Here is a 23,114-nt window from a genome sequence, read left to right on the forward strand (position 1 = left end):
CGAAGCGGAGGAGCAATGGCGCCAGACCCGCTGGCCACCATCGATACCGAGGCCCTGCTGGCGCGGATGCGGCCGAAACTGCATCGCTACTGCGCCCGCATGGTCGGCTCGGTCATCGACGGTGAGGATGTGTTGCAGGATGCGCTGATCAAGGCGATGGAAGCGCTGCAATCGGTCACGCCCGTCAATACGGAGGGCTGGCTGTTTCGCATCGCGCACAACACCGCGCTGGATTTCCTGCGTCGCCGCAACCGGCAGGAGGCGCTGCACTCGGCTGAGGAGGTGGAGATGATTGCCGACCAGCTCGATGATGTGGAAAGCCGCCAGATCGCCGCGACCAGCCTTCGCACCTTCATGCGGCTGCCGGTGGCGCAGCGCTCCAGCGTGATCCTGATGGACGTGCTCGGCTGCTCGCTTGCCGAGGTCTGCGACATCATGGATTTCAGCCTGCCGGCGGTGAAGGCCGCGCTGCATCGCGGACGCACGCAGCTGCGGGAGTTCGCCGGAGAGCCCGACGATGTGCCGCAGCCGGGCCTGTCGGAAGCAGATCGCACGCGACTCAACGCCTATGTCGGCCATTTCAATGCCCGCGACTTCGACGCGATCCGCGCCATGATCGCCGACGACGTCAGGCTCGAGCTCGTCAACCGTACCAGGCTGAAAGGCAAGGCCGAGGTGTCGAACTATTTCGGCAATTATTCGAAGAACAGCGACTGGCACCTGGTGACGGGGCAGGTCGAGGGACGTCCCGCGATCCTCGTGTTCGATCCGAATAAGCCGGCCGGGCGGGCGAAATATTTCATGCTTCTCGACTGGTCCACCGGCAAGCTCGCCACCATCAGGGATTTTCGTCACGCAGCCTATGTTATTGATGGTGCGGAGTGCGTGGTGGATAGAGGGTGAACTCGCCTTCTCCATCGGAGCAGGCGCGTCGCTTGACTAGAGGGCCGTGGCAGGTTGAATGGGAGGACTGCCCGTCGGGCAAAACACCCGCCATCCCGTCAACCCCTCTCCACAAATATATTCCGCTTTACCGAAATTCGGAAACGGCGTATATGTTGGCCATCCCGGCTCATCCTTGAGGGGCGATCTTGTGGTCGTCATGTTCGCGAGCCGGGCTTGCGGTGGACGCGGCAGCGTTCGGGTGCGAGAGGCCAAGGGCAGGGCGGATTGCTCTCCGTGAGCCCAAGGCTGCGTTCCGACGAGCGGCGCTGCTAGGCTTCGTCTCGTCTGTAAGTTTCCGGCTCCGTCGACAGGGCTGGGAAAACTGCGGCGAAATGGCGAACCGTGCGTACGGCAAAAACCGTGTGGTCCTGGCCGTCGTTGCTACGGTCAAGCCCTGGCGAATGCGGCATCTGCGTCAACCGGCGCGGTGGCGGTGACTTTCGTTGGGACGAGGGAGGCCAAAGAGAACTCGGCTCCCGGGAGAGCACGGCATAAGCCGTCCAACCATCGCGCAGGGAAGGCCGAGTGATTGGCTACACCTGTATGCTGCTGTGCGGTTTTCCTGCGTGTGCTTTTCGCGCAGCGGACCGCGGGTGCCAGCCGGCACCCGGCCTTCCCTGCGCCCTCTTGGACAAGAGGGTGAAGCGACCAAGCAAAGCTCGGGCGGAATCAGCCGCGAGAATGCGAAGCTGCGCGGTTCGCCATCACGCATGCCGAACTACAGTCGCAACCAGGAGGACGAGACCGCGAAAACGACAATCTCCATGGCATGCGAACGATTGGCCGACGACGGAGGTTCCCCGATTTCACGAGCAATGCCGAGCAGGAGCCCGCAAGGTCGCGCACAGCAGGCCCAAGACATCGCTAAGCCGGCAGTGGCCAGGCAGCGAAATTTTAAGATCATTAACAATGTTGAATCCCTGGCCGGAGCGATTGCCCTACCGTGAACCTTTCCGCCGGGGCTTTCCATGATCGATATCGCGACCAAGGCGTTGTTGCGCACCGTTCTGGACGAGGTGTGTGAAGCTGTTCCACGCTGTGAGATCGGCGCCAGGACTCGCGTAGCCTCGAAGCTTCTGGAGACTGCAAGCAGGGGCGACATCTCTGCGGATCGTCTCAAACTAGCGGCCCGCAATGCCCTTTCAGAAGTCCCGACGATGTGATGATGGTCATGTGGGGGCAGGGGTGAATTTCCACGTGACGGTCCTCAAGATCCTGGTGAGCTACCCGGATGGGTTCGCGGCCATGGAGGATCTCAAGCGGGATATGGCCATTCTGGCGACCAGCGGTCGCGACTGGACCGAGCGCACCCGGCGGCTCGCCGGGCGGGTGCCGGGGCTGGACATCTTTTCGCAAGGGCTGATCGACCGGACAAATGGCGGGTGGCGCATCACGGCCAAGGGCCGCGCCGTGCTCGGTCTGATGGAAGCTCGTCCGGACCAAGCGCCGATTGCCACCCAACAACCTCCCTCAGAACCAGAGCTTGCCCCGGCGATCTCGCGGCACATTCCGGCGGAGAGGATCCGAGGACGACTCGCCGCGCGCCGTCGCCGACGCAATGCCCGCATGCAGGCTCGGGCGTCCTAGCGAGGAACGAGCGTCGCTCCCGAAGCTTGAGCAAACGCCTTGTGATGGAAGACGCTCATGCAAAGTTCCGACGCTACCTTGTCGACGGCCCGTTTGTCGCGAGCGACGGACGATATCTGGGTCGTGGACGATGCCCCGATCAGCGCTGCCGGTCTGAAACTTCCGGTGCGTATGACCGTCATTCGGCTCTCGAACGGCGATCTTGTGCTGCATTCGCCGGTGAGACATTCGCCGACTCTCCGCGGTGAGTTGGAGCGGCTAGGGCCGATAAGGTACTTGCTCGCGCCGAATATCGCGCACTGGATGTTCCTGTCCGACTGGCAGAGAGAGCTGCCACAGGTGACGACTTTCGCGGCGCGCGGCCTTTCGGCGCGTCGGCAAGTTCGAGCAGCACGGATCCACATCGACCGCGAGCTTGGAGAGGCGACGCCTGAGGAATGGAGGGCCGACCTCGAAGCCGTCTCGGTGAACGCTCCGATGTTCTCCGAGATCGAGCTGTTCGACAAGCGCAGCCGGACACTGATCCTGACGGATCTGGTGCAAAATCTCGATCCCGATGATCTCAGCGCGTCAAACGAGGCCGCGGCAAACCTCCTCGGCATTTCCAAGCCAAACGGAACGGCGCCGGTCTATCTCCGACTGCTGCTGCGCCTCGGCGGCCGTTCCGTGCGGTCGGCAGCCGAGCGGCTCATACGGCTGTCGCCGGAGCGGGTGATCTTCGCGCATGGCGACTGGTTCGAAGCGGACGGAACCGAGCGTCTCCGGCGATCCCTGCACTGGCTGCTTCCGGCGGGCGGCTCCGGATCCGAGCCGCGGCAAATGACTGGCACGCGCGTCGTCATAACCGGTGCCTCGAGCGGAATCGGGCGTGCTGCGGCGCTGGCCTTCGCCGGAAAGGGCGCAAGCGTGGTCCTGGCGGCACGCCGTGCCGAAGTCCTGACGAGCCTCGCTGCAGAATGCGAGGCGCTCGGAGGCCGCGCATTGGCAATCCCGACCGATGTCACCGATGCCGAGGCGGTGCAGCGGCTGGCCCGAGAGGCGGAAGACGCGCTCGGTGGCATCGACGTCTGGATCAACAACGCCGGCACCGGCGTTTTCGGGGCCTATCAGGACGCGGATATCGCACTTCATCGCCGAACGATCGAGGTCAATCTCCTCGGCACGATGCATGGCGCTTTCGCGGTGCTTCCGATCTTCCTGCGCCAGAACCGCGGTATCTTGATCAACAACATCTCGCTCGGCGGCTGGGCTCCGACGCCTTTTGCTGCGGCCTACACAGCGAGCAAATTCGGCCTTCGGGGCTTCACCGCGAGCCTGCGTCAGGAGCTCAGGGCTCATCGCAACATCCATGTCTGCGGCGTCTTCCCGGCCATGGTCGACACGCCGGGCTTCGTCCACGGCGCCAACATGTCCGGCCGAACGCTCGATCCCGGTCCGCTGCTGTATCAGGCGGAGGACGTTGCCGAGACGTTCGTGAGCCTCGTTCGCGCACCCCAAGACGAGGTCGCCGTGGGCTGGCCGGCGCGTGCCGGCCAAATTGCCTACGCGATGGCTCCGCAGATTACCGAGAACATCCTGGGGGTAGCCTTCCGCTACCTGCTGTCGCGCGCGCGCCCGGCGAAGAGCAGCGAGGGCACCATGATCGAAGCTGGTCCGCAGGGCACGTCAATCGATGGCGGTTGGCTGTCACGCAAGCAGCTCCCACCTGCCGGGGTCATCAGTCAGGGGCTCGCGGCGCTGGGACTAGCTGCGGGCGTGGCTCTCCTGGCTTCAGCAGTTGCGCGTCGCGCTGGCAGATCGGGACAAGGCGTCGCCAAGCACAAGCATGTCCTGCCGAGGCAGATCACGGCAGCGCGTAGGCCCGCACGTAATCGCCGAGTTTAGTTCCGAACGAGCCGTGGCCGCCATCGACCGTGACGACATATTGCTTGCCGTTGGCCTCATAGGTCATCGGCGTCGACTGGCCGCCGGCAGGAAGGCGGTCCTGCCAAAGCCGTCTGCCATCGCGAACGTCGAACGCGCGGATGTAGTCATCCATCGTTCCCGTGATGAAGACGACGCCGCCCGCGGTGACGATCGGAGCGCCCAGCATGGGAACGCCGAGCTTGAATGGCAGCGGCAGCGGGGCCTGATCGCGGATCGTGCCGATGCGATGCTGCCAGACCACCTTGTGCGACTTGAGATCGATCGCGGCGATGTTGCCCCATGGCGGGGCAAGGCAGGGGATGCCGAGCGGTGAGAGGAAAATGCCGAGGTCGACGCCATAGGGGGCGCCGTACATCGGCTGCACGCCGAGCTCGGTTCCCGGCGGATGCGCCGCGTTCGGCGCTGCCGGATTGTCTTTCCCGCGCGGCACGAGACGCGAGACGAAGGGAATCGATTGAGGGTTCGCGATCGCGATCTGGCGTTGCGGATCGACGGCAATGCCGCCCCATTCGAACATGCCGAAGTCTCCTGGAAACACCAGCGTGCCTTGTTCAGACGGCGGCGTGAACGGCCCCTCATAGCGCAGGCGCTTGAACTTGATCCGGCAGGCGAGTTGGTCGAACATCGTGCTGCCCCACATCTGCGCGTCGGTCAGCATGCCGGGCGGGCGAAAGCTCAACTCCGAGAAGGGCTGGGTCGGCGACAGCCGGTCTCCCTTCGCGGCGCCCTGCGGCACCGGCTTCTCCGGTGCGGGCACCAGCTGACGCCCGTCGCGGCGGTCGAGCACGAAGATGTCGCCGGTCTTTGCCGGGATGTAGATCGCAGGCGTCACGCCGCCGTTAAGGCGCAAATCGACCAGACTGGGCTGCGACGGCATATCCATGTCCCAGAGATCGTGGTGCACGTTCTGGAACGACCAACGCAGTTTCCCGGTCATGAGATCGAGGGCAATCAATGCCGAATCGTAGCGCTCCTTCTCGGGCGAACGGCCGCCGCCCCAAATATCCGGAGAACTCGAGCCGAGCGGCACATAGACCAGTCCGAGCTTCTCGTCGACCGCGGAAATGCTCCACGAATTGGGTGAGCCGGCCGTGAAATGATGCGAGGCCGAGGGCATCTCGTTCGGATCGGAATTGCCGGCATCGAATGCCCAGATCAGCCGTCCTGAATAGATGTCGAAGCCGCGGATCACGCCCGACGGCACGCGATCGGAATAGTTGTCGATCACCGCTCCGCCGACGATCAGCAACTTGTCCGTGACGACGGGCGGCGAGGTGCCCTCGTAGAAGCCGAGTGTCTGGATCTCGCTGCCCTGCTTGAGATCGATCTGTCCCTGATTGCCAAAATCCTGGCAAGGCACGCCGCTCTGCGCATCGAGCGCGAACATCCGTCCGTCGTTGGTCGGTATGAAAATGCGCCCCGCACAATCGCTCGGGGCCGGCGTGCCGTCGGCAGTTATCGCGCCGGGTTTGGTCGCGTGATAGGACACGCCGCGGCAGGTCATGTGCTGGAAGGCCTTGTTGTGCTGCACCTGCGGATCGAACTTCCAGCGCAGTTTTCCGCTCGCGGCTTCGAGCGCGAACACGATCTGGTGCGGCGAGCAGGTGTAGAGCAGATCGCCCACCTTGAGCGGCGTCGCCTGGTTGGTGATCTCGTCGGGATCGTCCGGGCCCTTGTGATCGCCGGTGCGGAATTCCCAGGCGAGCTTGAGGTCCTTGACGTTGTCCTTGGTGATCTGGCTCAGCGACGAGAAGCGCGTACCGAAGCCGCTGCCGCCGTAGGCCGTCCAGTTCTGGCCGGCAGCGGGCTGCTCCGGTTCGGGAGACGCAATGGCCCCCGTTGTTTCGCCCTCAGGTATCGTGCCGGCAAGATCGCGGCGATCGCTCGTCAGGGACATGCCGACGACGATGGCTGCGGCGACCAACACAAGGCCAAGCGCCCATCGCGCCGCGCGCAAGCGAGGCCCCAGGCGGGAGGCAATGAAGGGCAGTATCAGCCACAGGCCAAGCGGCACGAGCACGTCGCCGCGCGGCGCCAGAGACCAGAAATCGAAGCCCGTTTCCCAGATCGCCCAGGCCATCGTTCCCGCCAGCAGCGCGGCATAGATCCAGAGCGCCTCGGCACGACGGCGCGCGAGCAGCCAACTCGTGAGCAGAAGCATGACGCCCGCGATCAGATAGTAGACGGAGCCACCGAGGGCCGCGAGCCAGGCACCGCCCGCGAGGAGGCCCAGTCCCATGATGGCGACGAGCACAATGGTGATGGCCAGCAATGGCGCGTCACGGAGCCAATTCATTGAACGATGCATGGGAGGCATGATGGTCACTTCAGCGTATAGAGAAACGCCGCGATGTCCCGCGCGTCCTTCTGCGGGATGCCCATTCTCGGCATGGCATTGCCCGGCAACGCCCGCTGTGGATCCTCGATCCAATCAGCCATGTTGTCCGGCGAGTTCTGGATGTAGCCGGCGATGTAGGTCCGCGTGCCGATCCGATGCAAGGGTGGGCCGACATTGCCTTCGGCGCCGGCAATGCCGGGAATATCGTGACAGCCGCCGCAGTGATACTGCTTGACGAGGTCGGCGCCACGACGCGCGTCGCCGGTGAAGTTGTCCGGGCCCGCAGCCTTGCAGGCGGCGCCTGTGGTAGCCAGCAGCGCGGTGACTAGCAATCTCGTGATCGGATTTGCCATCGCTGCTTCCCGGCGATCAGGGCTTCTGGCCGAAATTGAAAGACTTGGTGGCAGACCAGGGATCGGTCGTCGAGACCTGCTCGCTCGGGACTTGCTCGACTTCGGGCGAAGGCAGATTCTGCGGAAAAGGTTCGGCCCCATTGGTGGCTCGGCTCGTTGCTGATCTTGCCGATATAGGTGACGAGATCCCAGATCACGCTGTCGGGCAGCACGCCGCCCCAGGCCGGCATTCCATTCGGCCGCCCCTGGTAGATCGAGAGAAAAATGTTCTCTGGCTGCGAGCCGTAAGTAAAGTTGTTGTTGCTCAGTGCCGGACCCATGCCGCCGCCGCCATTTGGCGCGTGGCAGCCGACGCAGTTGAAGTTGACGTAGTAGGTCATCCCGCGCTGCTCCGCATTGGGATCGCCCTGCACGGGGTTCTTGATCTGCGGCGGGTCCGGCTGCGCGCCGGGATGGAGGTGACTGACCGGGACCTGCATGAAGACGCCGGGCCTGCCATTGCCGACGCTGCCACCGAAGTTCGGGCGCGGAGACAGCGTCGGCATCTGCGCCTCCTGCGACTGCGGCAAAGTCTGCTGGGCCAGCCCCGCGCCATTCGGCAGGACCGCCAGCAGTAGTGATAGGCGCTTGCGCGCAGCACTGGAGCAGACATCACTCATGTCCTCCCGATACCATAGCCGGTTGGTCCACCAGCGGAACGCCGTAACTGAGCAGCAGCGAAGTGATCTCGGACCGGTGCTCGTCGATGAATGCATTCAGTCGGTCGCGCAAGGCGTCGTCGCCTTTGCGCACGCCCATCGCGATGGCGAACTGGAACTGCTGAGGTGCAAAGCGCTCGTAATCCCGGATCGGCATGACCGTCAGGGGGACGAGAGAGCGCTGGGCGAAATATCCGCCGAGCGGACCCCAGGCTGCGGCGACATCGAGGCTGCCGCTTTCGACGGCTTCGATCAGGCGCGCCGGGGGATTGGCCTCGCGATAATCTCCGTAGATCGAGTAGCCGCGGACGTTGTCGACGATGCCCTGTTCGCCGAGCGCCTGCGCCGGCGGGGGATTGTTGCCGTCATCGCCGATCAGATGCACGCCGATTGCGAGGTGATGCAAGCGTGGGTCGAGCAGGGACGAAAGCTCGAGGTGCTGGTCCTGCCGCGTGACGAACACGTAGCTCGAGCGATAATACGGCTTCGTCGTCTCGACGAGATCATAGCCGGACGGCACGCCCATGACGACGTCGCATTTGCCGGCTTTCAGCGTGTTACGGATGAAGCCGCGGCGCTGCGCCCACCAGGTGTAGGAGACCTGCAGGCCGAAATGCTCGGCCACCATGGCCGCGAGCCTGTTCTCGAATCCTGCTTCGGCGCTGTTCGAGAAAGGCAGATTGTTGGGATCGGCACAGACGCGAAGCTCGCGATCCGACGCTGCCGCCGCCGTGGTTGCAAGCCCGACCAGAAAACCAAGAGCGATGCCGGGATAACTATTTCGAAGGCGCATGGCTGGTGTCCTCACCATTCGCGCCGCCGAGTTTGAACACCAGCAGCTCACTCCCGCCCGCGGTGTAGAACGGCAAATCCTGGGTCGCACCGACAAAACCGAGCGCGCCGTTGCGCACCCGCGGATCGACCTCGGCGTTGGCCACCACACCCGGCCAGCCGCCGACGCCCGACAGGATCGCGATGTATTGCTGTCCGTCGGAGCCGCGATAGGAGATCGGCTGGCCAATGAATCCGGAGCCGGCGCGGAATTGCCAGAGGACATGCCCGTCCTTGGCATCCACGGCCTTGAACAGCCGATCCATGGTGCCGTAGAACGCGACGTCGCCTGCCGTAACCAGCGCGCCGCTCCAGACCGGCAGCTTCTCGTGGATCTCCCAGACCTTCTTGCGCGCGACGGGATCCCACGCCATGAATTCGCCGCGGTGGCCGCCGGGGCCTGCATACATGTCGACATCGGCGCCCACATAAGGTGTGCCTGCGATATAGCCGACCTGCGATGCCTTGAAGTTCATGCAAAGATGCTGATGCGGCACGTAGAGCAGCTTGGTGCGGGGCGACCAGGCGGTTGGCTGCCAGTCCTTGGCGCCCGGCGCGGCCGGGCAGATGTTCTCGACGGTCTTGCCGGCGAGCGGCGTCTTCTCCTCGTTGGGGATGATCTTGCCGGTCTTGAGATCGACGCCGTTATAGGCATTGACGAATTCAAACGCGTCCGCCGAGATGACTTCGCCGGTCGCCCGATCCATCACGTACATATAGCCGTTGCGGCCCGGGTGGATCAGCACCTTGCGCGGCTGTCCATTCAGTTCGAGATCGACGAGCACATTCTCGTTGATCTCGTCGTGGTCGAACAGGTCGTGCGGGTTGATCTGGTAAGCCCATTTGGCGCGGCCGGTGTCCGGGTCGCGGGCAAAGATTGTGGTGCTCCAGAGATTGTCGCCGCTGCGCTGGTTGGCGTTCCATGGGCTCGGATTGGCTGTGCCGTAGTAGATCAGATTGAGTTCGGCATCGTAGGAGATCCATCCCCACATCGTGCCGCCGCCGACCTGCCAGCGGTCGGCCGGCCACGTCTTCACGCCGAGATCCTTGCCCTTGAGACTGTCGTAGAACGGCTTGAAGTCGTCGCCGATCAGCACGTCCTTGTCCGGGCCCGTGGCGTAGGCGCGCCACGCAATGGCCCCGGTGTTTTCATCGAGCGCGGTGACCCAGCCGCGCACGCCCATCTCGCCGCCGCTGTTGCCGACGAGCACCTTGCCCTTGACCACGACGGGAGCCATCGTGATGGTTTCGCCCGTGTTGATCTCCCCGAGCTTCGTATGCCACAGCTCCTTGCCGGTCTTGGCGTCGATCGCGACCGTGTGGTTATCAAGCGTGTTGAGGAAGACCTTGCCGTTGTCGAAGGCGAGTCCGCGATTGACCACGTCGCAGCAGGCAACGCCCGCGGCTGCCGGTTCAGGCTTTGGCGCGTAGGACCATTTCAATTCACCGCTCGTGGCATCGAGTGCGAACACACGGTTGGGGTAGGGGCCAGCATAAGGGCCGACCACATACATGGTGCCATCGACCACGAGCGGCGCCGCCTCCTGGCCGCGATCGGCACCGACCGAGAACGTCCATGCAAGCTGGAGGCGCGATGCATTGGACGTGTTGATCTGATCAAGGTTGCTATAGCGGGTGTTGGCGTAATCGCGCGCCGCCATCGGCCATTGGCCTGGATCTTTCATGCGGCTGGCAAGATCGGTCTGTGCCGAGGCGGACGACAGCAACGCGCAGGACGCGCAAAGGGCACAAAGGAAGCCTGGAAGTCGGCCCAGCAAACGCGTGAGACCACGCACTAACATATGTAAAGATCTCCACGGCAGTGACGAGGCCGTGCGCCGTTGCAGGCCGGTTTACGAACCTACAAACGTTCCGACTTCGCTTGGTTCCAAAGAGGTGTGACCGACGACGAGCTATCTCACGACGTTGCCGGACACGCCGGCGCCGAGGTCAACTGCGATCTGATCTTCCTTGCCGTTACACTTGGGGTGGCCAAATCCAGACGGACTTTTGCCGTCGGGTCCGATGTCATAGATGATTGCGTCTTTCATGTTGGGGCTGACGCCGGCCGGCACGCGGTCGAGCCCGAGCTGGTGACGCACGCGCCAGGCCACGTTGTGATCGGCGCAGGAGCTGTCGCCGCTGACGCCCAGCGCGCCCGTGATGCCGTTGCCGTCATAGAGCGCCAGCCCTCCCCCGAACACGATCGTGCCGCCGATCGGCTTGCCCATCATTGGATCGCTGGCCGTGCCGAAGCTGTCCGGAGATCCGGCGTACAAGGCTTCCGGGAACGGCGGGTTGCCGAGTGCCGCGCCGAATAGGAACCCGCCGGGCTGCGCCCCGGCATAGAGATTGGCCGTCGCCATCGCCTTGTCCTTTAGGCTGAACGCATTCGCCGTATTGGCCTTCTCGGCCGCGATGGCCCGGCTGCCGAGCCACTGGTCGTCGACCTTGCCGCCGCTATAGGCAACTGCGCAGACGATGCCCTGCCGATTGACGACGGCAGCCCACTCGTTGTTGTCGAGACCTCCGTTGCTTGGGCCGCCGCCCGGCTTGACACTCTTCTTGAGGATATCGGCGAGCTTGTCATGATCGACCGGGCACGACATCCCTGGCTGGGGTTGGTCCTGCGCGTTCAAGACTGCAGGCATCAAGAGTGCTGCGGTGAAGATAGCCGTTAGCACCATGACGGATCGTTTTTCCATGTGGCCTCCGTGGAGTGTCGCAGTCGGCAGGCGAACGTTCGAACAGAAGTTGCGGTTCCTATGTAGCGTCGCTCAGCCCGGATGTTGAAGGGAGCGGCAGGCGGGAATGACCGCCGTTCGCAGTCAGCCAGCGGTGAGCAAAGAACAACGCGGCGCCGGTATAGAGTAGGCCCATGGGCACCCACATCAGGATGCCGGCGAGCTGCTGGTCCTCGAGTGCCGAGAGGCCGAACTCGCCGGCGAGGGTGCCCTGGCTTGGGATCCAGAGCCGCGGCGACACGGTCAGCAGAGCCCCAAGCACGCCGGAATGCAGAATGGTAATGAACAGGCAAGCGACAGCGATGCCATCCCGAATCCGGTTGCTGCGGCCCTGTCCGCGGCCATGCAGCAGCACCCACCAGAACAACAGCGCAGTCGCAAAGAAGCTGATGTGCTGGAGACGATGGATCGCCGTATTCTCAAGCGCCCGTGCATATAACGGCGGTGCGTGCCAGATCCAGAGCGCTGCGCCGTGCAGGATCGTCGCGCTCATGGGGTGGCTCACAAGCTGCCACGGCCACGCCAATATCGGCAGATCGAGCATGCGGCCTGCCGCCGGGCGAAGCCGGGCCGGCAGGCTCCACAGCAGAGGACCATTGATCCGGGCGAACGCCATCAGCGGTGCCGCGACCACCATCAGCAGTTCGTGCTCGACCATGTGCGCGGTGAACAGACGCTCGCCGAGCCAGTGCAGCGGCGAGGTCACGGCAAGTGCGGCCACCAGCCATCCGGTCCAGAACGCGGCCACCTGGCGGAAGCTGACGCCACGGCCACCACCTGCATGATGCCAGAGCCGCTGCGTTCCGACATAGAAGCCGATACCGACGGCATAGAGCGGGGCCATGAGCCAGGGATCGTAGCTCCACAGCGAACCGGGATCGACATCCGATAGTCCGTGCGCATCGGCCGGCGCCGCGAGCAGCGCGAGCAGCGCGAGCAGCAGTGCTGCAAAGCTCAGCGCAGGCATGGGCTGATCATGAGCGAGGCGGCGAACTGGTTCGCAATCACCAGCGCAAATAACACGCCGGAGCCGACGCCGAGCCAGGCCATGAACGTTCGTGGTCCGCCACCCCGCGCATCGGCCCATTCAGCCCCCGCGCCGCGCCGAACGGCGCGGGCCGAAATGACAGTGCCTGCCAGCGCGACGACAGCCAGAACCGCGCTCATGATCGCGCCGCTGAGCCTGGTCTGTTCGCAGGAGAAGTGCGCGAGCACGTAGACGCCCTGCAAGTTGATACCCCACGCGATGGGCCCGAGCGCAACGCCGGCCCAATAAAGCAGTCTGGAATGTCGATCGGCTGCGGTCATAGGCGTGGCACCCAATCGAGCAAGACATAGAGCGGCAGCCAGGCGAGCACGACGAAGTTCCAATAGAACACGTTGTCGGTCACGTCGCTGAACCGGCGCGGTTTCGCATGGCGCGTGAACATCAATACCGCCAGCACGACCGTGTCGCCGACATCGGTGGCAAGGTGGGTCGTGTGCAGCCCCAGAATGAGCCAAACAATGGAGCCGTAAGCTGAATTGTCCCAGCGGGTGTTGAGATGCGCGAACTCGAAGCCGCGCAGCACCAGCAGGGCAATGCCGATCAGGGCCATCACGATGAGTCCGGTCCGCACCTTCGCGAGATCCTGCCGGTGTGCGGCGCGGTTGGTGATCTCGTTCGGGATGATGCTCAGCAGATAGACCACGACTTCGGCTGTGCCTGGCCAGAGATCGGGCGGCGAGGCGCCGATCGGCCAGCTTGGGTTGACGGCGTAGAGATAGAGATAGGCACCGATGGCAATGGCAAAGCCCATACCTTCCAGCGCCATGAAGCCCATCGCGCCCCACCACGGTCCGCTGCGCGGGCCGTAGCCGTAAGTCGGCAGTTCAGCGACATTGCGGACGATGGTCTGTCTCACTCCTCGTCCTCCTTGCTGCCGCTCGGCCAGAACCAGCCGATCAAGGTGACGGCCATCGGCGGCGTGCCCCAGAGCACCGCCCAGGGCGTGAAGATCGAGCCGATGAAGAACACGGTCGTTGCGATAGCTGTGAGCAGTGGCCAGATGCTGGGTTCGGGCGAAGCCTCGCGGATCTGCGGCTCGGCTTCCGCGAGCGACGTCAGCAGGACCTCGCGCCGCTCGGCGCTCAGACCCGCGACCACGGGCAGGCTCTCGCTATCGGCCCACAGCGGATCGCGGTGCTTGACCACCGGAATGCGGTCGAAATTCTGCGGCGGGGGCGGCGATGACGTCGCCCATTCCAGCGTGGAGGCATCCCAGGGATTGTCGCCTGCGAGCGCGCCCTTACGCAAGCTGTAGACCACATTGACCAAAAGCAACGCGAAGCTGAGCGCGAAAATGAGAGCACCACCGCTGGACACGAGATTCAGGTGCGCCCAGTCCATGTCGGCGGTGTAGGTGTAGACCCGGCGCGGCATTCCGATCAGCCCGAGGATGTGCATCGGGAAGAAGGCGACGTTGAAGCCGATGAAGGCGAGCCAGAAATTCCAGCGCCCGAGTCGCTCGCTGAGCATGCGGCCGGCGATCTTGGGAAACCAGTAGTAGACCGCGCCGACCAGTGGGAAGACAGCGCCGCCGATCAGGACATAATGGAAGTGGGCGACGACGAAATAGGTGTCGTGCACTTGGGTATCGATCGGGACGGAGGCGACCATGACGCCGGACAACCCGCCGAGCACGAAGATCACGATGAAGCCGATCACGAACAACAGCGGCGTCCGGTACACCGGACGTCCATCCCAGAGCGTTGCCAGCCAGCAGAAGATCTGCAGTCCGCTCGGCACCGCGATCAGCATGCTGGAGGCCGTGAACAGGGCCGCGCCGAGTTGGGGCAGGCCCGTGACGAACATGTGGTGGACCCAGAGACCGAACGACAGGAAGCCGGTCGCGATCAACGAGAGGATCACCACGGGATAGCCGATCACCGGCCGTCGTGCGAACGTCGCGAGGATCGCCGAGACCATTCCCGTGCCCGGGATGAAGATGATGTAGACCTCGGGATGGCCGAAGAACCAGAACAGATGCTGCCAGAGCAGGGGATGTCCGCCCGAGGAGGAATCATAGAAGCGCGTGTTGACGAGGCGATCCAGAATCAGTGACGTCGATGCGACCATGATCGAAGGCATCGCGAACATTACAAGGAAGCTCGTCACCAGCATGGCCCAGACGAATAGGGGAATGCGGTCGAGCGTCATGCCGGGCGCGCGGAGCTTGAACACAGTGACGACGATTTCCACGGAGACGGCGAGCGCCGCGACCTCGGTGAAGGTGATCATTTGCGCCCAGACATCCGGGCGCTTTGTCGGCGTAAATTGCAGCGAGGAGAGCGGGACATAGGCAAACCAGCCAACGTCCGGGCCGACATTCAGCGCAAAGGAAATCCAGAGAAAGCAGCCGCCGAACAGAAACATCCAATAGCTGAAGGCGTTCAGTCGCGGAAAGGCGATGTTCCGCGTGCCGACCATCAACGGCACGAGATAAACGGCGAACGCCTCCATCACGGGCACGGCGAACAGGAACATCATCGTCGAGCCATGCATGGTGAAAACCTGATTGTACTTGTCGGCCGAGAGAAACGTCTTCTCCGGCCCGGCCAGCTGAATGCGCATCAGGACCGCGAGGAGGCCGCCGAGGAGCAGGAATACGAACGCCGTGATGATGTAACGGCGGCCGACCACCTTGTGGTCGACCGACATCAGCGCGCCCATCCAGCCGGACGGCGTGCGCCACACTTTCTCCAGCTGTGTGGAAAGTCGAAGGCCGTTCAGGACGTCGTCCCGCAACTCATTTGGTTCAGCGGCGATGCTCACTTGAGCTGCTCCAGATAATGAATGATGGCGATCATTTCATCCGATTGCAGCGGCATCCTCGGCATCAGATTGCCGGGCTTGATGTGCTGGGGATCGGCGATCCAGGCGCCGAGCGTGGCCGAATTATTCGGCAACGTTCCCGCCGCGATCGTGGTGCGGCTGCCGATATGCGTGAGGTCCGGACCCAGCTGCCCGCCGGCCATCGTACCGCTGATGTTGTGACACAGTGCGCAGCCGCGCGCCCGGAACAGAGCCTCGCCCTGCTTGCCGAGTTGATCGGTAGGGCTGTTCGCGCTCTGGTTTTCATGGTCGCGCCAGCGGCCGAACTCGTCGGGCGGCAGCGCGATCACGGCGAATGCCATATGGGCGTGCTGAAGCCCGCAAAACTCGGCGCATTGTCCACGATAGACGCCGGCATTCTTTGCCGTGAATTGCAGCTCGTTCTTCTGACCGGGAATCAAGTCCATCTTGCCGGTCAGGCTGGGCACCCAGAAGCTGTGGATGACGTCGGCGGATTCCAGCTCGACCTTCACCGGTTGGCCGGTCGGGATCCGGATCTCGTTCGCCGTCACGAAACTCTGGTGCGGACTGTCGGCTTCATAGCGAACCTCCCACCACCATTGATGTCCGATGATCTTGAGCGTGTGGGCTTTCTCGTTCTTGGCAAAGACGGTGTGCTGACCGGCATAGCTGACCAGGGAGAGACCGAGCACGACGGCGGTGGTCGCAATCCCAAGCGCGAGGATGACGCGCCCGGAGCGTTCCTCGAAGGCTTGGTGAAGGTCAAGCGGCCGATCAGCCGAACGTTTTCGCCGCATCATTCCGATGCAGAGCGCGATCACGACGGCGGTCCAGACGACCGCCGACACAGCGAGGAAGATGAACAGCGTGTGCAAGATCTGGTCGGATTGCAGCCCTTGCGGATCGAGCGCCGATTGCCGGCCCGCACACGCCGTGAGCGGCCAGATCGTGCACAACACCAGAACCCTTCGCACCCAGACCTGCATTGACGCCTTGTCGCACTCCGCTTCACAGGCGGAACCGGGCAGGCCTACAAAGGTTCCTATCCGCTAATCGGCGATGGGCCGAAGAGGGATATGTCCGACATCAATCATCGGGCTAGAATGGCCAGCCCTTCACGGCGATCACGATCGCCGCATCGCCAGCGGCCATCAGCAACAGGACGGCGAGACCGGCGATGATTGCGCCCGGCTGGGCAAGCACGCGCAACTCTCCGAGCATGTGTCGGCTCCAAAAAGCAGCAATGCCGCGATGACCCTGAGGGTTCCTGCGGACACGCCGGGCGTTGACGTGCGAGCGCCGGAACGAAGGCCCGAGATCGCGCGTTCCTGCGACGAATTGAGGGTTCACGTGCCGCGCTATCATTTTGATCTGGTCGACTCCGAGACCGTCGCCGACGAGGGAGGAGCTGAATTGCCCGACGACATCGTGGCGCTGGACGTTGCCGAGGAGATCGCGAAGAGGCTCCTTGCGGAGCGTCCCGAACTCAGGAATCGTCATTTTTCCATCCTGGTCACGAACCAGCAGGGTGAGGAGATCGGGAAAGTGCCACTGGATGTCCTGCACTGAAGTCGCGGCCTGACATGGCGTTGAGGATTGGAGTGATCTCGGATACGCACGGCCTTCTCAGACCTGAGGCCGAACGCCGTCTTGCAGGGGTGTCGCATATCCTCCACGCTGGTGATATCGGCGCGCCGGAGGTTCTGGAGAGGCTTTGCCGAATAGCCCCCGTCACCGCCATCAGGGGAAACGTCGATGTCGGCAGTTGGGCGAGGAGCTATCCCGAAACCGAAACAGTGCACCTCAGCGCTCGTTGTTTCTACCTCCTCCACGATCTCAAGGCACTCGCCATCGACCCCGCGGCAAACGGTGTGAACGTGGTGATATCAGGACATTCGCATCGGGTGCAGGTCAACACGATCAACGGAGTGCTTTTCCTGAATCCTGGAAGCGCCGGTCCAAGGCGATTCAAGCTGCCGATCACGCTGGCAACGCTCGATCTCGATGAGGGCGGCGACCTGCGGCCCACCATCCATGAGCTCGACGCGTGAACGAGGCGCATGCGTAGCAGCTAGTGGGTATTCGACTTTTGCCATCGCTCCAGATCAATCGGGGGACGCTTTGGGTCGATCTGCTCCTTCTCGGGATTGCCCTGCCAAGGCTGGTCCGTCTGCCGGTGGGTTGGCAAATCCGTCTGCTGTCGCGGATCGTCGACCGGTGTTTCTCTCGGGTCGTTTTCAGGCGCTTTCGCTTTCGGCATAACTTGTCCTCTCTGCGATCTGTCGGTGTGGTGGCACGCGATCAACGTACGCCAGCGATCCCGCCATCATCAGCTTCCGGGTGCCGTCCTTCTCCGTTTCCCGCGATAGAGCCTGGACCATGAACAAAAGCCTTCCGTATGAACTGCGGGGTCAACACGGGCAGGAATCGTTCGTTCCTACGGGCATGCATCAGCATCGATCAGGAACGACCGCCGCCCCATCTCATTGCCAGCGCATGAGGTCGCGAGACCGAAACAAGGAGCATGCAATGTCCAAATTGCCCCCCATACCGCCAGAGCAGCGCAGCGACAAGGGACCCGGATCTGATCCCAGGATCGAGACGGATGAAAGAGTCCCCGACCGCGAGAACTTCGACACCCAGGGTCGTCACGGCAACATCAAGCAGAACACGACAAACCAAGGCTACCAGCAGGACCGATGAATGCCACACAAGAACTCAGACAGTGAACGCTTCGGTGGTCCGGGCTCCTCGCGGCAGGATCGCAAGCACCCCGAAAAGGGAGGTCGCGAGCATGAGCGCCCTGCGCCCGGAACGGCTACCAACGACCGCAAATCACACGTCTCGGGAGGCGGTGGTGAGCGCGATCAACATCACACGCACGACGATCGTGAGAGGAGCTGAGCAATGGCTAAGACAACTTCGAGCTTGATGCTGATCGCGTTCCTGGCGACCGCGTCGATAGGGGCCGCCTCGGCGCAGAGTGGCGGTGGCGGCGGTTCGGGAGGATCGGGCGGAGCAAGCGCGAGCAGCACGAGCGGCGGCACCGGCGGTGCCACAAGCCCTGGGTCGGCAGGCCTTGGGTCTGCAGGAGCTACAAACCAGACGGGCGGTGCATCGCCCAGCCTGGGCAATCCAGGCGACGCGGCCGCGGCTTCGCGTGGCACGACGGCTACCGGCACGAACACCGCTGGAACGGCCCAATCGAGCGGTGGCGGGCCGCGAGGATCGACCACCGTCGGGCGGGCCGGCAATCCCGCAGGGGGGACCAGCAGCGGACGGATTGACGGAACTGCGACACCCGGTCCGTCGATGCCGGGGGACGCCGAAATACGCTCGGAGAACTCTCAGGATTCCCACGTCGATCGAAAGATCAAGAGCATCTGCAAAGGCTGTTAGATCGGCGATCAGGACGCCGGGTTTTCCGGCGTCCAATCGAGGTCGTCCTCGCTTCGAGGTTCGGGGTCGGGCGAGCAGGGCTTGATCTTCAGGTCATCCTCGAGCCTGGGCTGACCCCCGCCGCTTTCGACCAGACCGGCGTCTTCGGCCTTTTTCAGGGTTTCCTCTTTGGTTGAAAACGTCCGGCTCAGTTTTTCGCCGTCCTTGAACAGGGCATACGCCATATTGGCTCCTCGCGATTGGAATCATCGAAGACTTTGACGTGGGCGGACACACACGGCCACCGTCGCTCCTTTGTCGCTTGGTGAAGCTCTAGCCGACTTCCCTGAGATTGCTCAGGATCGCCAGGTGACGCTGAATGATCGGCGGCGACATCTATGCGACCTGCTGTTCGCCGGGGTGCCATCTGATCGCAAATACGACGTGGAATCTCCAATGTTGGATTCACAAGACGCTGCGACCGTTTCGAACGTTCCTATCGCCGCCGTAAGCAGCCGGGCGATGCTCCACCTGATGTCGGCATCCTGGCACGAGCCCGCAGGTTAACGCAGGTTATTGGCACGGGAAGTGCGTCATGATCATAGGAACGGCAGCACTGAGGACGGTTTGTCCATCATCCAGATGCCGACCGGCGCACGAGCAAAATCATGCAACACAGAAATTCACGCAGCTTCCCGATTTCCGCGGGCGTCCTTCTCGGGCTTGGTCTGGGCGGGTTTTTTGACGGCATCGTGTTTCATCAGCTGCTGCAATGGCATCATATGTTAAGCGGCTGGTATCCGCTCAACTCCATCGACAACGTCAAGCTCAACACGACCTGGGACGGCATCTTCCACAGCGCGGCCTATGTTGTTGTGCTCCTCGGCCTGTATGTGCTGTGGCAACGGGCGCGCAGGTCTGACATCCACTGGTCGCGCGGCCAGTGTCTCGGCGCGGTGTTGCTCGGTTGGGGCATCTTCAATCTGGTTGAAGGCGTGGTTGACCATGAGGTCTTCAAGCTGCACCAGGTGAATGAGACCGTGCCTCACGAGCAGCGCATCTTCTGGGACATCGGCTTCCTGCTATGGGGTGCGGCCATGTTGGTCATCGGCGCCGCCATGACACGCGCCGGCACGCAAGGGAGGGTCCATGCGGAAAGCAGTCTACAGCCTCGCTAGAGAGACCCCGCCAGCTCTGGTCTATGCCATTTTTATATTGCTGCTGATGCTCGCTACAGCACCGGCCCTTCGCATCGTGCTGTTGGGTGTGTCGCTGGATGATCTTCTGCAACTACGCTGCTTCAATCCCGGCTGATGCGCGGTTATCACGCCTCATGTCTTCCCGGAGGTAACATGGTCGAGTTCAGGCTTCCGAAACACTCCCGCGTCGAAAAGGGAAGGATCTGGCCCAAGCCGGACAGCAAATCGTTGCGCGAATTCCAGGTCTATCGCTGGAATCCCGACGACGGACGCAATCCCCGGCTCGACACCTACTTCGTCGATATGAGCGATTGCGGGCCCATGGTTCTGGATGGTCTGATCTGGATCAAGAACAACATCGACTCCACGCTGACATTCAGGCGGTCCTGCCGCGAAGGCGTGTGCGGCTCCTGCTCGATGAATGTCGCCGGCCAGAACACGCTCGCCTGCACCAAGTCCATGAGCGAGGACGTTCCGAACGGCGAGCCGCTGCGCGTGCTGCCCTTGCCGCATCAGCCAGTGGTCAAGGACCTCGTTCCCGACCTGACGAATTTCTACGCACAGCTCGCATTGATCGAACCTTGGCTGCAAACCGTGTCACCCACACCACCGAAGGAATGGCGACAGAGCCATGAGGATCGGGCCAAGCTCGACGGGCTCTACGAGTGCATCCTCTGCGCCTGCTGCTCGACATCTTGTCCAAGCTACTGGTGGAATTCCGAGCGTTTCCTCGGCCCAGCGGCCCTGATCCAGGCGGCCCGCTGGGTCAATGACAGTCGCGACGAGGCGACGGGCGAGCGCCTCGACAAGCTCGAAGACCCCTTCAGGATTTATCGCTGTCACACCATCCTCAACTGCGCGAAGGCGTGTCCCAAGGGCTTGAATCCGGGCGAAGCCATTTCCGGATTGCGCCTCAAGATGGTCGAACGGAAGTTCTGATCGGGGACGGACACTCGCGCATAAAGGAACGATGGCTGCGGGGTAGGCTTATCGACCAAACTGGAGGCGCCTGATGGGCAAGAAACAATTCGCCGCGTTGCCGTTCATGCTGAACAATTCCGAATTGCGCGTGATGCTGATCACGACCAGGCGCAAGCGCAGGTGGAGTGTCCCGAAGGGATCGCCGATGCGCAAGACGGAGCCGCACCGTACGGCTGCGCTCGAGGCGTACGAGGAGGCCGGTCTCGTCGGCGTCACCGCAAAGCGCGCGCTGGGCTCCTTCAAGCATCGCAAGCGGAAGGGTGATCGCAAGCGGACCATGAACGTTGCCGTCTTTCCCATGAGGGTCCACGGGCAGGAGCGCTGGTGGCCGGAAAAGGGAGAGCGTGAAGCAATCTGGGTCTCGCCGAAGACGGCGGGCCGTCTGGTGCACAAGGCGCAGCTTCGTCGTCTGATCGCCCGCTTCGCGGCGCAGACGGAGAAGACCGCCTCCTCACCGCTGAGCGATGGCATGGCTCCAGGAACCCGCGTCTCGTCCAGTTATTCAAGGTAGATGAACCAGCAACCGACCGGACTCGCATTCGAGCAGCGACCGCCTCATGAGGTCTTGGCCGCGGCGATCAAGCGACGCTGCGCGATCCTGTTCGTCGGCGCCGGCGTCTCGATGGCTGTCGGCCTGCCGTCCTGGCAATCTCTGATCGACCATCTGCTGGATGACCTTGGACTTGAGCGCGACGTGATCGCTGGGATGCACGGCGGCTATCAGATGCTGGCGGAGTACTACCGGCTGAAGCGCGGCGGAATCGGCCCGCTCCGCAGCTGGCTCGACCGCAACTGGCGCGTCGACCCGGACAGGATCGCGGCCTCACGGCTCCACCGGCTGATCGTGGAGCTCGATTTTCCGACCATTTACACCACGAACTACGACCGCAACCTCGAGACGGCCTTCGAGGTCCTGGAAAAGCCCTATGCCAAGATCAGCAACGCAAAGGACATTGCAAGCGCCCGTTCCGGCGTCACGCACATCATCAAATTTCATGGCGACTTCGACGACGATGCCTCGCTCGTCTTGACCGAGACCGACTTCCTCAACCGGCTCGCGTTCGACTCGCCACTCGATATCCGGTTTCGCGCCGATGCCTTGGGCAGCACGCTGCTTTTCATCGGATACAGCATGTCCGATCCCAACATTCGGCTCCTGCTGCATCGGATTTGGCAGAGTTGGGATGAGTCCGGGCACCGCCAGGACCGACCGAGGTCCTTCGCGTTCGTCACGCAGCGCAATCCGGTGCAGGAAGCTGTATTGGCGAACTGGGGCATCACCACCATAGCGCCGCCTGACGGCGTCAGCCCAGATGATGGTGTCAGCCAGTTTTTGCTGGACATCCGCCGGCGTATCGAGCGAGAGAGCTAAAGCGGTCCCTGGCGCGCCTTGAGCGTTTGCTCTGCTGCCGCGGGGCCGCTCGGCTCAGCGGCGGGATCGGTCAGAAGGAGGATCGATGACCAGTCCGCACCTGGGCCGGTCACCGATATCCCCTATTTCGCCGTGCATAGGCATAGCGAGGATTGACGCCGCAATAGGCGTGCGTTCCCGATGCAGTCGCCATGCACTGAGCGTAACTGGCGAACTGGCAGTTGCCCGGATAGCCCCAGACGCGGCCCTGAAGGCAGTAGCGGTCTTGTGCGACGGCCGCCGTTGGGGAGCCGAGGCCCGTCACGAGCGCGAGAGAGGCGGCGGCCAGGAGCAATCGATGCTTCATGGAAATCTCCATTTCAACATTGAACGTGCCTCGTGAAGCGGCGTTCCAAAGTGCAACGTTTACCGACTCCTCTAATTGCGACCTGAACGCGATGCGGCCCCGGCGAGGAGAGGATCTCACCGAGGCCGCTCTCATGCGCGCAACAGCAAGGGCGCGCTTTGGAGGATTGCTAACCGCGAACCGCTAGCGACGCGGCGTGGCGCCGTTGGACGGTGGGGTCGTTTCGTTGCGCATGCCGGAAGGACTGGAAGCACCTTGTCCGCCCCGCTCGACATGGGTGATGCCGCCGCCGCCGCCGGTTCCGCCTGAGCCGCCATCTCCAGCACCGCCTGCGCCTGCGCCGCCAGCCCCGGCACCAGCGCCCGCGCCGCCGCCAGCGCCGCCTCCGGCCCCACCACCGGCGCCGCCTGCGCCACCACCGGCGCCACCGCCAGCACCTTGCGCGAACGCTGCGCCGACTGAAGCGCCTGCAAGCATTGCTGCCGTAAAGATCGTCAGGATTGTCTTACGCATCTGTCTTCTCCTTGAGGTTTCGATGTCGGATCAATCATGTGAAGCATCCACCGTTCCTAGCCGTGCAG

At 63.1% G+C, this 23,114-nt stretch carries 29 protein-coding genes; 13 read left to right on the forward strand and 16 right to left on the reverse strand.

Going from position 1 to position 23,114, the window contains the following annotated elements; all coding sequences use genetic code 11:
- Window positions 1-15 precede the first annotated feature (15 nt).
- The 4 genes from AB3L03_RS27475 (at window position 16) to AB3L03_RS27490 (ending at window position 4,416) form a co-directional block, all read left to right on the forward strand.
- Window positions 16-903, forward strand: coding sequence for a sigma-70 family RNA polymerase sigma factor (locus AB3L03_RS27475; RefSeq protein WP_368507321.1), 888 nt, complete (start codon window positions 16-18; stop codon window positions 901-903).
- 1,010 nt (window positions 904-1,913) lie between these two features.
- Window positions 1,914-2,108, forward strand: coding sequence for a hypothetical protein (locus AB3L03_RS27480; protein ID WP_368507322.1), 195 nt, complete (start codon window positions 1,914-1,916; stop codon window positions 2,106-2,108).
- Window positions 2,080-2,532: a hypothetical protein gene (locus tag AB3L03_RS27485; protein WP_051113078.1), complete on the forward strand. Its 453-nt coding sequence runs from the start codon at window positions 2,080-2,082 to the stop codon at window positions 2,530-2,532. The genes AB3L03_RS27480 and AB3L03_RS27485 overlap by 29 nt, the downstream gene beginning before the upstream one ends.
- Window positions 2,533-2,589: 57 nt before the next feature.
- The gene (locus tag AB3L03_RS27490; RefSeq protein ID WP_026234024.1) at window positions 2,590-4,416 is read left to right on the forward strand and encodes an SDR family oxidoreductase; all 1,827 of its coding nucleotides are present in this window, start codon (window positions 2,590-2,592) and stop codon (window positions 4,414-4,416) included.
- Here AB3L03_RS27490 and AB3L03_RS27495 read toward each other — a convergent pair.
- From AB3L03_RS27495 to AB3L03_RS27550, 12 genes are all read right to left on the reverse strand, one after another.
- The gene (locus tag AB3L03_RS27495; RefSeq protein WP_368507323.1) at window positions 4,376-6,754 is read right to left on the reverse strand and encodes a glucose/quinate/shikimate family membrane-bound PQQ-dependent dehydrogenase; all 2,379 of its coding nucleotides are present in this window, start codon (window positions 6,752-6,754) and stop codon (window positions 4,376-4,378) included. The genes AB3L03_RS27490 and AB3L03_RS27495 overlap by 41 nt on opposite strands.
- 26 nt (window positions 6,755-6,780) lie before the next feature.
- On the reverse strand, window positions 6,781-7,149 hold the full coding sequence (locus AB3L03_RS27500; protein WP_018460405.1) for a cytochrome c family protein: 369 nt from the start codon (window positions 7,147-7,149) through the stop codon (window positions 6,781-6,783).
- Window positions 7,122-7,808 (reverse strand): cytochrome c, encoded by a 687-nt coding sequence (locus AB3L03_RS27505; protein ID WP_368507324.1) that lies wholly within the window; start codon window positions 7,806-7,808, stop codon window positions 7,122-7,124. The genes AB3L03_RS27500 and AB3L03_RS27505 overlap by 28 nt, the downstream gene beginning before the upstream one ends.
- Entirely contained in the window at window positions 7,801-8,640 is an 840-nt protein-coding gene (locus AB3L03_RS27510; RefSeq protein WP_085348952.1) for a substrate-binding domain-containing protein, read from the reverse strand. Before AB3L03_RS27510 ends, AB3L03_RS27505 begins: the two co-directional genes overlap by 8 nt.
- Window positions 8,624-10,363, reverse strand: coding sequence for a PQQ-dependent dehydrogenase, methanol/ethanol family (locus AB3L03_RS27515; RefSeq protein WP_368507325.1), 1,740 nt, complete (start codon window positions 10,361-10,363; stop codon window positions 8,624-8,626). The genes AB3L03_RS27510 and AB3L03_RS27515 overlap by 17 nt, the downstream gene beginning before the upstream one ends.
- A gap of 228 nt (window positions 10,364-10,591) precedes the next feature.
- A complete protein-coding gene (locus tag AB3L03_RS27520) occupies window positions 10,592-11,383 on the reverse strand; it encodes a heme-binding protein (protein ID WP_368507326.1) in 792 nt (263 codons plus the stop codon).
- Between the two features lie 58 nt (window positions 11,384-11,441).
- Entirely contained in the window at window positions 11,442-12,389 is a 948-nt protein-coding gene (locus tag AB3L03_RS27525) for a cytochrome c oxidase assembly protein (RefSeq protein WP_368507327.1), read from the reverse strand.
- A complete protein-coding gene (locus AB3L03_RS27530; RefSeq protein ID WP_018460399.1) occupies window positions 12,377-12,730 on the reverse strand; it encodes a hypothetical protein in 354 nt (117 codons plus the stop codon). The genes AB3L03_RS27525 and AB3L03_RS27530 overlap by 13 nt, the downstream gene beginning before the upstream one ends.
- Window positions 12,727-13,326 (reverse strand): cytochrome c oxidase subunit 3, encoded by a 600-nt coding sequence (locus tag AB3L03_RS27535; protein ID WP_018460398.1) that lies wholly within the window; start codon window positions 13,324-13,326, stop codon window positions 12,727-12,729. The genes AB3L03_RS27530 and AB3L03_RS27535 overlap by 4 nt, the downstream gene beginning before the upstream one ends.
- Window positions 13,323-15,236 carry a cytochrome c oxidase subunit I gene (gene ctaD / locus AB3L03_RS27540; protein ID WP_368507328.1) on the reverse strand — a complete coding sequence of 638 codons (1,914 nt, stop codon included), beginning with the start codon at window positions 15,234-15,236 and terminating at the stop codon, window positions 13,323-13,325. Before ctaD ends, AB3L03_RS27535 begins: the two co-directional genes overlap by 4 nt.
- The gene (coxB, locus tag AB3L03_RS27545; protein WP_368507329.1) at window positions 15,233-16,216 is read right to left on the reverse strand and encodes a cytochrome c oxidase subunit II; all 984 of its coding nucleotides are present in this window, start codon (window positions 16,214-16,216) and stop codon (window positions 15,233-15,235) included. Before coxB ends, ctaD begins: the two co-directional genes overlap by 4 nt.
- Before the next feature lie 139 nt (window positions 16,217-16,355).
- Entirely contained in the window at window positions 16,356-16,478 is a 123-nt protein-coding gene (locus AB3L03_RS27550) for a hypothetical protein (RefSeq protein WP_368507330.1), read from the reverse strand.
- 129 nt (window positions 16,479-16,607) lie between these two features.
- On the opposite strand from AB3L03_RS27550, the gene AB3L03_RS27555 reads away from it, so the two are divergent.
- Window positions 16,608-16,826, forward strand: a complete 219-nt coding sequence (locus AB3L03_RS27555; RefSeq protein ID WP_018460394.1) for a hypothetical protein — start codon at window positions 16,608-16,610, stop codon at window positions 16,824-16,826.
- Between the two features lie 14 nt (window positions 16,827-16,840).
- Entirely contained in the window at window positions 16,841-17,308 is a 468-nt protein-coding gene (locus AB3L03_RS27560) for a metallophosphoesterase family protein (protein ID WP_368507331.1), read from the forward strand.
- Between the two features lie 20 nt (window positions 17,309-17,328).
- On the opposite strand, the gene AB3L03_RS27565 is transcribed toward AB3L03_RS27560, so the two are convergent.
- Window positions 17,329-17,517, reverse strand: coding sequence for a hypothetical protein (locus AB3L03_RS27565; RefSeq protein ID WP_083926604.1), 189 nt, complete (start codon window positions 17,515-17,517; stop codon window positions 17,329-17,331).
- 269 nt (window positions 17,518-17,786) lie between these two features.
- Between AB3L03_RS27565 and AB3L03_RS27570 the strand changes: the two genes are divergently transcribed.
- A complete protein-coding gene (locus tag AB3L03_RS27570) occupies window positions 17,787-17,960 on the forward strand; it encodes a hypothetical protein (protein ID WP_162847264.1) in 174 nt (57 codons plus the stop codon).
- Entirely contained in the window at window positions 17,961-18,161 is a 201-nt protein-coding gene (locus AB3L03_RS27575; RefSeq protein ID WP_083926603.1) for a hypothetical protein, read from the forward strand.
- 503 nt (window positions 18,162-18,664) lie between these two features.
- On the opposite strand, the gene AB3L03_RS27580 is transcribed toward AB3L03_RS27575, so the two are convergent.
- Window positions 18,665-18,880, reverse strand: a complete 216-nt coding sequence (locus AB3L03_RS27580; protein WP_018460391.1) for a hypothetical protein — start codon at window positions 18,878-18,880, stop codon at window positions 18,665-18,667.
- Window positions 18,881-19,303: 423 nt separating this feature from the next.
- On the opposite strand from AB3L03_RS27580, the gene AB3L03_RS27585 reads away from it, so the two are divergent.
- The 5 genes from AB3L03_RS27585 to AB3L03_RS27605 all read left to right on the forward strand — a co-directional run bounded on the left by AB3L03_RS27585 (window position 19,304) and on the right by AB3L03_RS27605 (window position 22,187).
- Entirely contained in the window at window positions 19,304-19,813 is a 510-nt protein-coding gene (locus tag AB3L03_RS27585; protein ID WP_085348962.1) for a DUF2243 domain-containing protein, read from the forward strand.
- Complete coding sequence (locus tag AB3L03_RS27590; protein WP_158091515.1) at window positions 19,785-19,949, forward strand: hypothetical protein; 165 nt, start codon at window positions 19,785-19,787, stop codon at window positions 19,947-19,949. Before AB3L03_RS27585 ends, AB3L03_RS27590 begins: the two co-directional genes overlap by 29 nt.
- Window positions 19,950-19,987: 38 nt before the next feature.
- The gene (locus tag AB3L03_RS27595; RefSeq protein ID WP_018460386.1) at window positions 19,988-20,773 is read left to right on the forward strand and encodes a succinate dehydrogenase iron-sulfur subunit; all 786 of its coding nucleotides are present in this window, start codon (window positions 19,988-19,990) and stop codon (window positions 20,771-20,773) included.
- Between the two features lie 73 nt (window positions 20,774-20,846).
- Window positions 20,847-21,326 (forward strand): NUDIX hydrolase, encoded by a 480-nt coding sequence (locus AB3L03_RS27600; protein ID WP_085348964.1) that lies wholly within the window; start codon window positions 20,847-20,849, stop codon window positions 21,324-21,326.
- Window positions 21,327-22,187, forward strand: coding sequence for an SIR2 family protein (locus AB3L03_RS27605; RefSeq protein ID WP_085360984.1), 861 nt, complete (start codon window positions 21,327-21,329; stop codon window positions 22,185-22,187). It abuts the gene before it with no gap.
- Window positions 22,188-22,296: 109 nt separating this feature from the next.
- Here AB3L03_RS27605 and AB3L03_RS27610 read toward each other — a convergent pair whose 3' ends face one another.
- Complete coding sequence (locus AB3L03_RS27610; RefSeq protein ID WP_085360986.1) at window positions 22,297-22,533, reverse strand: DUF3551 domain-containing protein; 237 nt, start codon at window positions 22,531-22,533, stop codon at window positions 22,297-22,299.
- Between the two features lie 183 nt (window positions 22,534-22,716).
- A complete protein-coding gene (locus AB3L03_RS27615; protein ID WP_368507332.1) occupies window positions 22,717-23,046 on the reverse strand; it encodes a hypothetical protein in 330 nt (109 codons plus the stop codon).
- Window positions 23,047-23,114: the final 68 nt, after the last annotated feature.

It is taken from the genome of Bradyrhizobium lupini (genome assembly GCF_040939785.1).
GTDB lineage: Bacteria > Pseudomonadota > Alphaproteobacteria > Rhizobiales > Xanthobacteraceae > Bradyrhizobium > Bradyrhizobium canariense_D.

What these genes read in the sequence shown, in the direction of transcription:
- AB3L03_RS27590 (WP_158091515.1), top strand. Translation starts at nt 19,785, where the DNA reads ATGCGGAAAGCAGTCTACAGCCTCGCTAGAGAGACCCCGCCAGCTCTG.
- AB3L03_RS27525 (WP_368507327.1), bottom strand. Translation starts at nt 12,389, where the DNA reads ATGCCTGCGCTGAGCTTTGCAGCACTGCTGCTCGCGCTGCTCGCGCTG.
- AB3L03_RS27550 (WP_368507330.1), bottom strand. Translation starts at nt 16,478, where the DNA reads ATGCTCGGAGAGTTGCGCGTGCTTGCCCAGCCGGGCGCAATCATCGCC.
- AB3L03_RS27495 (WP_368507323.1), bottom strand. Translation starts at nt 6,754, where the DNA reads ATGAATTGGCTCCGTGACGCGCCATTGCTGGCCATCACCATTGTGCTC.
- AB3L03_RS27595 (WP_018460386.1), top strand. Translation starts at nt 19,988, where the DNA reads ATGGTCGAGTTCAGGCTTCCGAAACACTCCCGCGTCGAAAAGGGAAGG.
- AB3L03_RS27515 (WP_368507325.1), bottom strand. Translation starts at nt 10,363, where the DNA reads ATGAAAGATCCAGGCCAATGGCCGATGGCGGCGCGCGATTACGCCAAC.
- AB3L03_RS27580 (WP_018460391.1), bottom strand. Translation starts at nt 18,880, where the DNA reads ATGGCGTATGCCCTGTTCAAGGACGGCGAAAAACTGAGCCGGACGTTT.
- AB3L03_RS27500 (WP_018460405.1), bottom strand. Translation starts at nt 7,149, where the DNA reads ATGGCAAATCCGATCACGAGATTGCTAGTCACCGCGCTGCTGGCTACC.
- AB3L03_RS27475 (WP_368507321.1), top strand. Translation starts at nt 16, where the DNA reads ATGGCGCCAGACCCGCTGGCCACCATCGATACCGAGGCCCTGCTGGCG.
- AB3L03_RS27575 (WP_083926603.1), top strand. Translation starts at nt 17,961, where the DNA reads ATGCCACACAAGAACTCAGACAGTGAACGCTTCGGTGGTCCGGGCTCC.
- AB3L03_RS27490 (WP_026234024.1), top strand. Translation starts at nt 2,590, where the DNA reads ATGCAAAGTTCCGACGCTACCTTGTCGACGGCCCGTTTGTCGCGAGCG.
- AB3L03_RS27600 (WP_085348964.1), top strand. Translation starts at nt 20,847, where the DNA reads ATGGGCAAGAAACAATTCGCCGCGTTGCCGTTCATGCTGAACAATTCC.
- AB3L03_RS27610 (WP_085360986.1), bottom strand. Translation starts at nt 22,533, where the DNA reads ATGAAGCATCGATTGCTCCTGGCCGCCGCCTCTCTCGCGCTCGTGACG.
- AB3L03_RS27585 (WP_085348962.1), top strand. Translation starts at nt 19,304, where the DNA reads ATGCAACACAGAAATTCACGCAGCTTCCCGATTTCCGCGGGCGTCCTT.
- AB3L03_RS27485 (WP_051113078.1), top strand. Translation starts at nt 2,080, where the DNA reads ATGCCCTTTCAGAAGTCCCGACGATGTGATGATGGTCATGTGGGGGCA.
- AB3L03_RS27605 (WP_085360984.1), top strand. Translation starts at nt 21,327, where the DNA reads ATGAACCAGCAACCGACCGGACTCGCATTCGAGCAGCGACCGCCTCAT.
- AB3L03_RS27510 (WP_085348952.1), bottom strand. Translation starts at nt 8,640, where the DNA reads ATGCGCCTTCGAAATAGTTATCCCGGCATCGCTCTTGGTTTTCTGGTC.
- AB3L03_RS27560 (WP_368507331.1), top strand. Translation starts at nt 16,841, where the DNA reads ATGGCGTTGAGGATTGGAGTGATCTCGGATACGCACGGCCTTCTCAGA.
- AB3L03_RS27570 (WP_162847264.1), top strand. Translation starts at nt 17,787, where the DNA reads ATGTCCAAATTGCCCCCCATACCGCCAGAGCAGCGCAGCGACAAGGGA.
- AB3L03_RS27480 (WP_368507322.1), top strand. Translation starts at nt 1,914, where the DNA reads ATGATCGATATCGCGACCAAGGCGTTGTTGCGCACCGTTCTGGACGAG.
- AB3L03_RS27530 (WP_018460399.1), bottom strand. Translation starts at nt 12,730, where the DNA reads ATGACCGCAGCCGATCGACATTCCAGACTGCTTTATTGGGCCGGCGTT.
- AB3L03_RS27615 (WP_368507332.1), bottom strand. Translation starts at nt 23,046, where the DNA reads ATGCGTAAGACAATCCTGACGATCTTTACGGCAGCAATGCTTGCAGGC.
- AB3L03_RS27505 (WP_368507324.1), bottom strand. Translation starts at nt 7,808, where the DNA reads ATGAGTGATGTCTGCTCCAGTGCTGCGCGCAAGCGCCTATCACTACTG.
- AB3L03_RS27520 (WP_368507326.1), bottom strand. Translation starts at nt 11,383, where the DNA reads ATGGAAAAACGATCCGTCATGGTGCTAACGGCTATCTTCACCGCAGCA.
- AB3L03_RS27565 (WP_083926604.1), bottom strand. Translation starts at nt 17,517, where the DNA reads ATGCCGAAAGCGAAAGCGCCTGAAAACGACCCGAGAGAAACACCGGTC.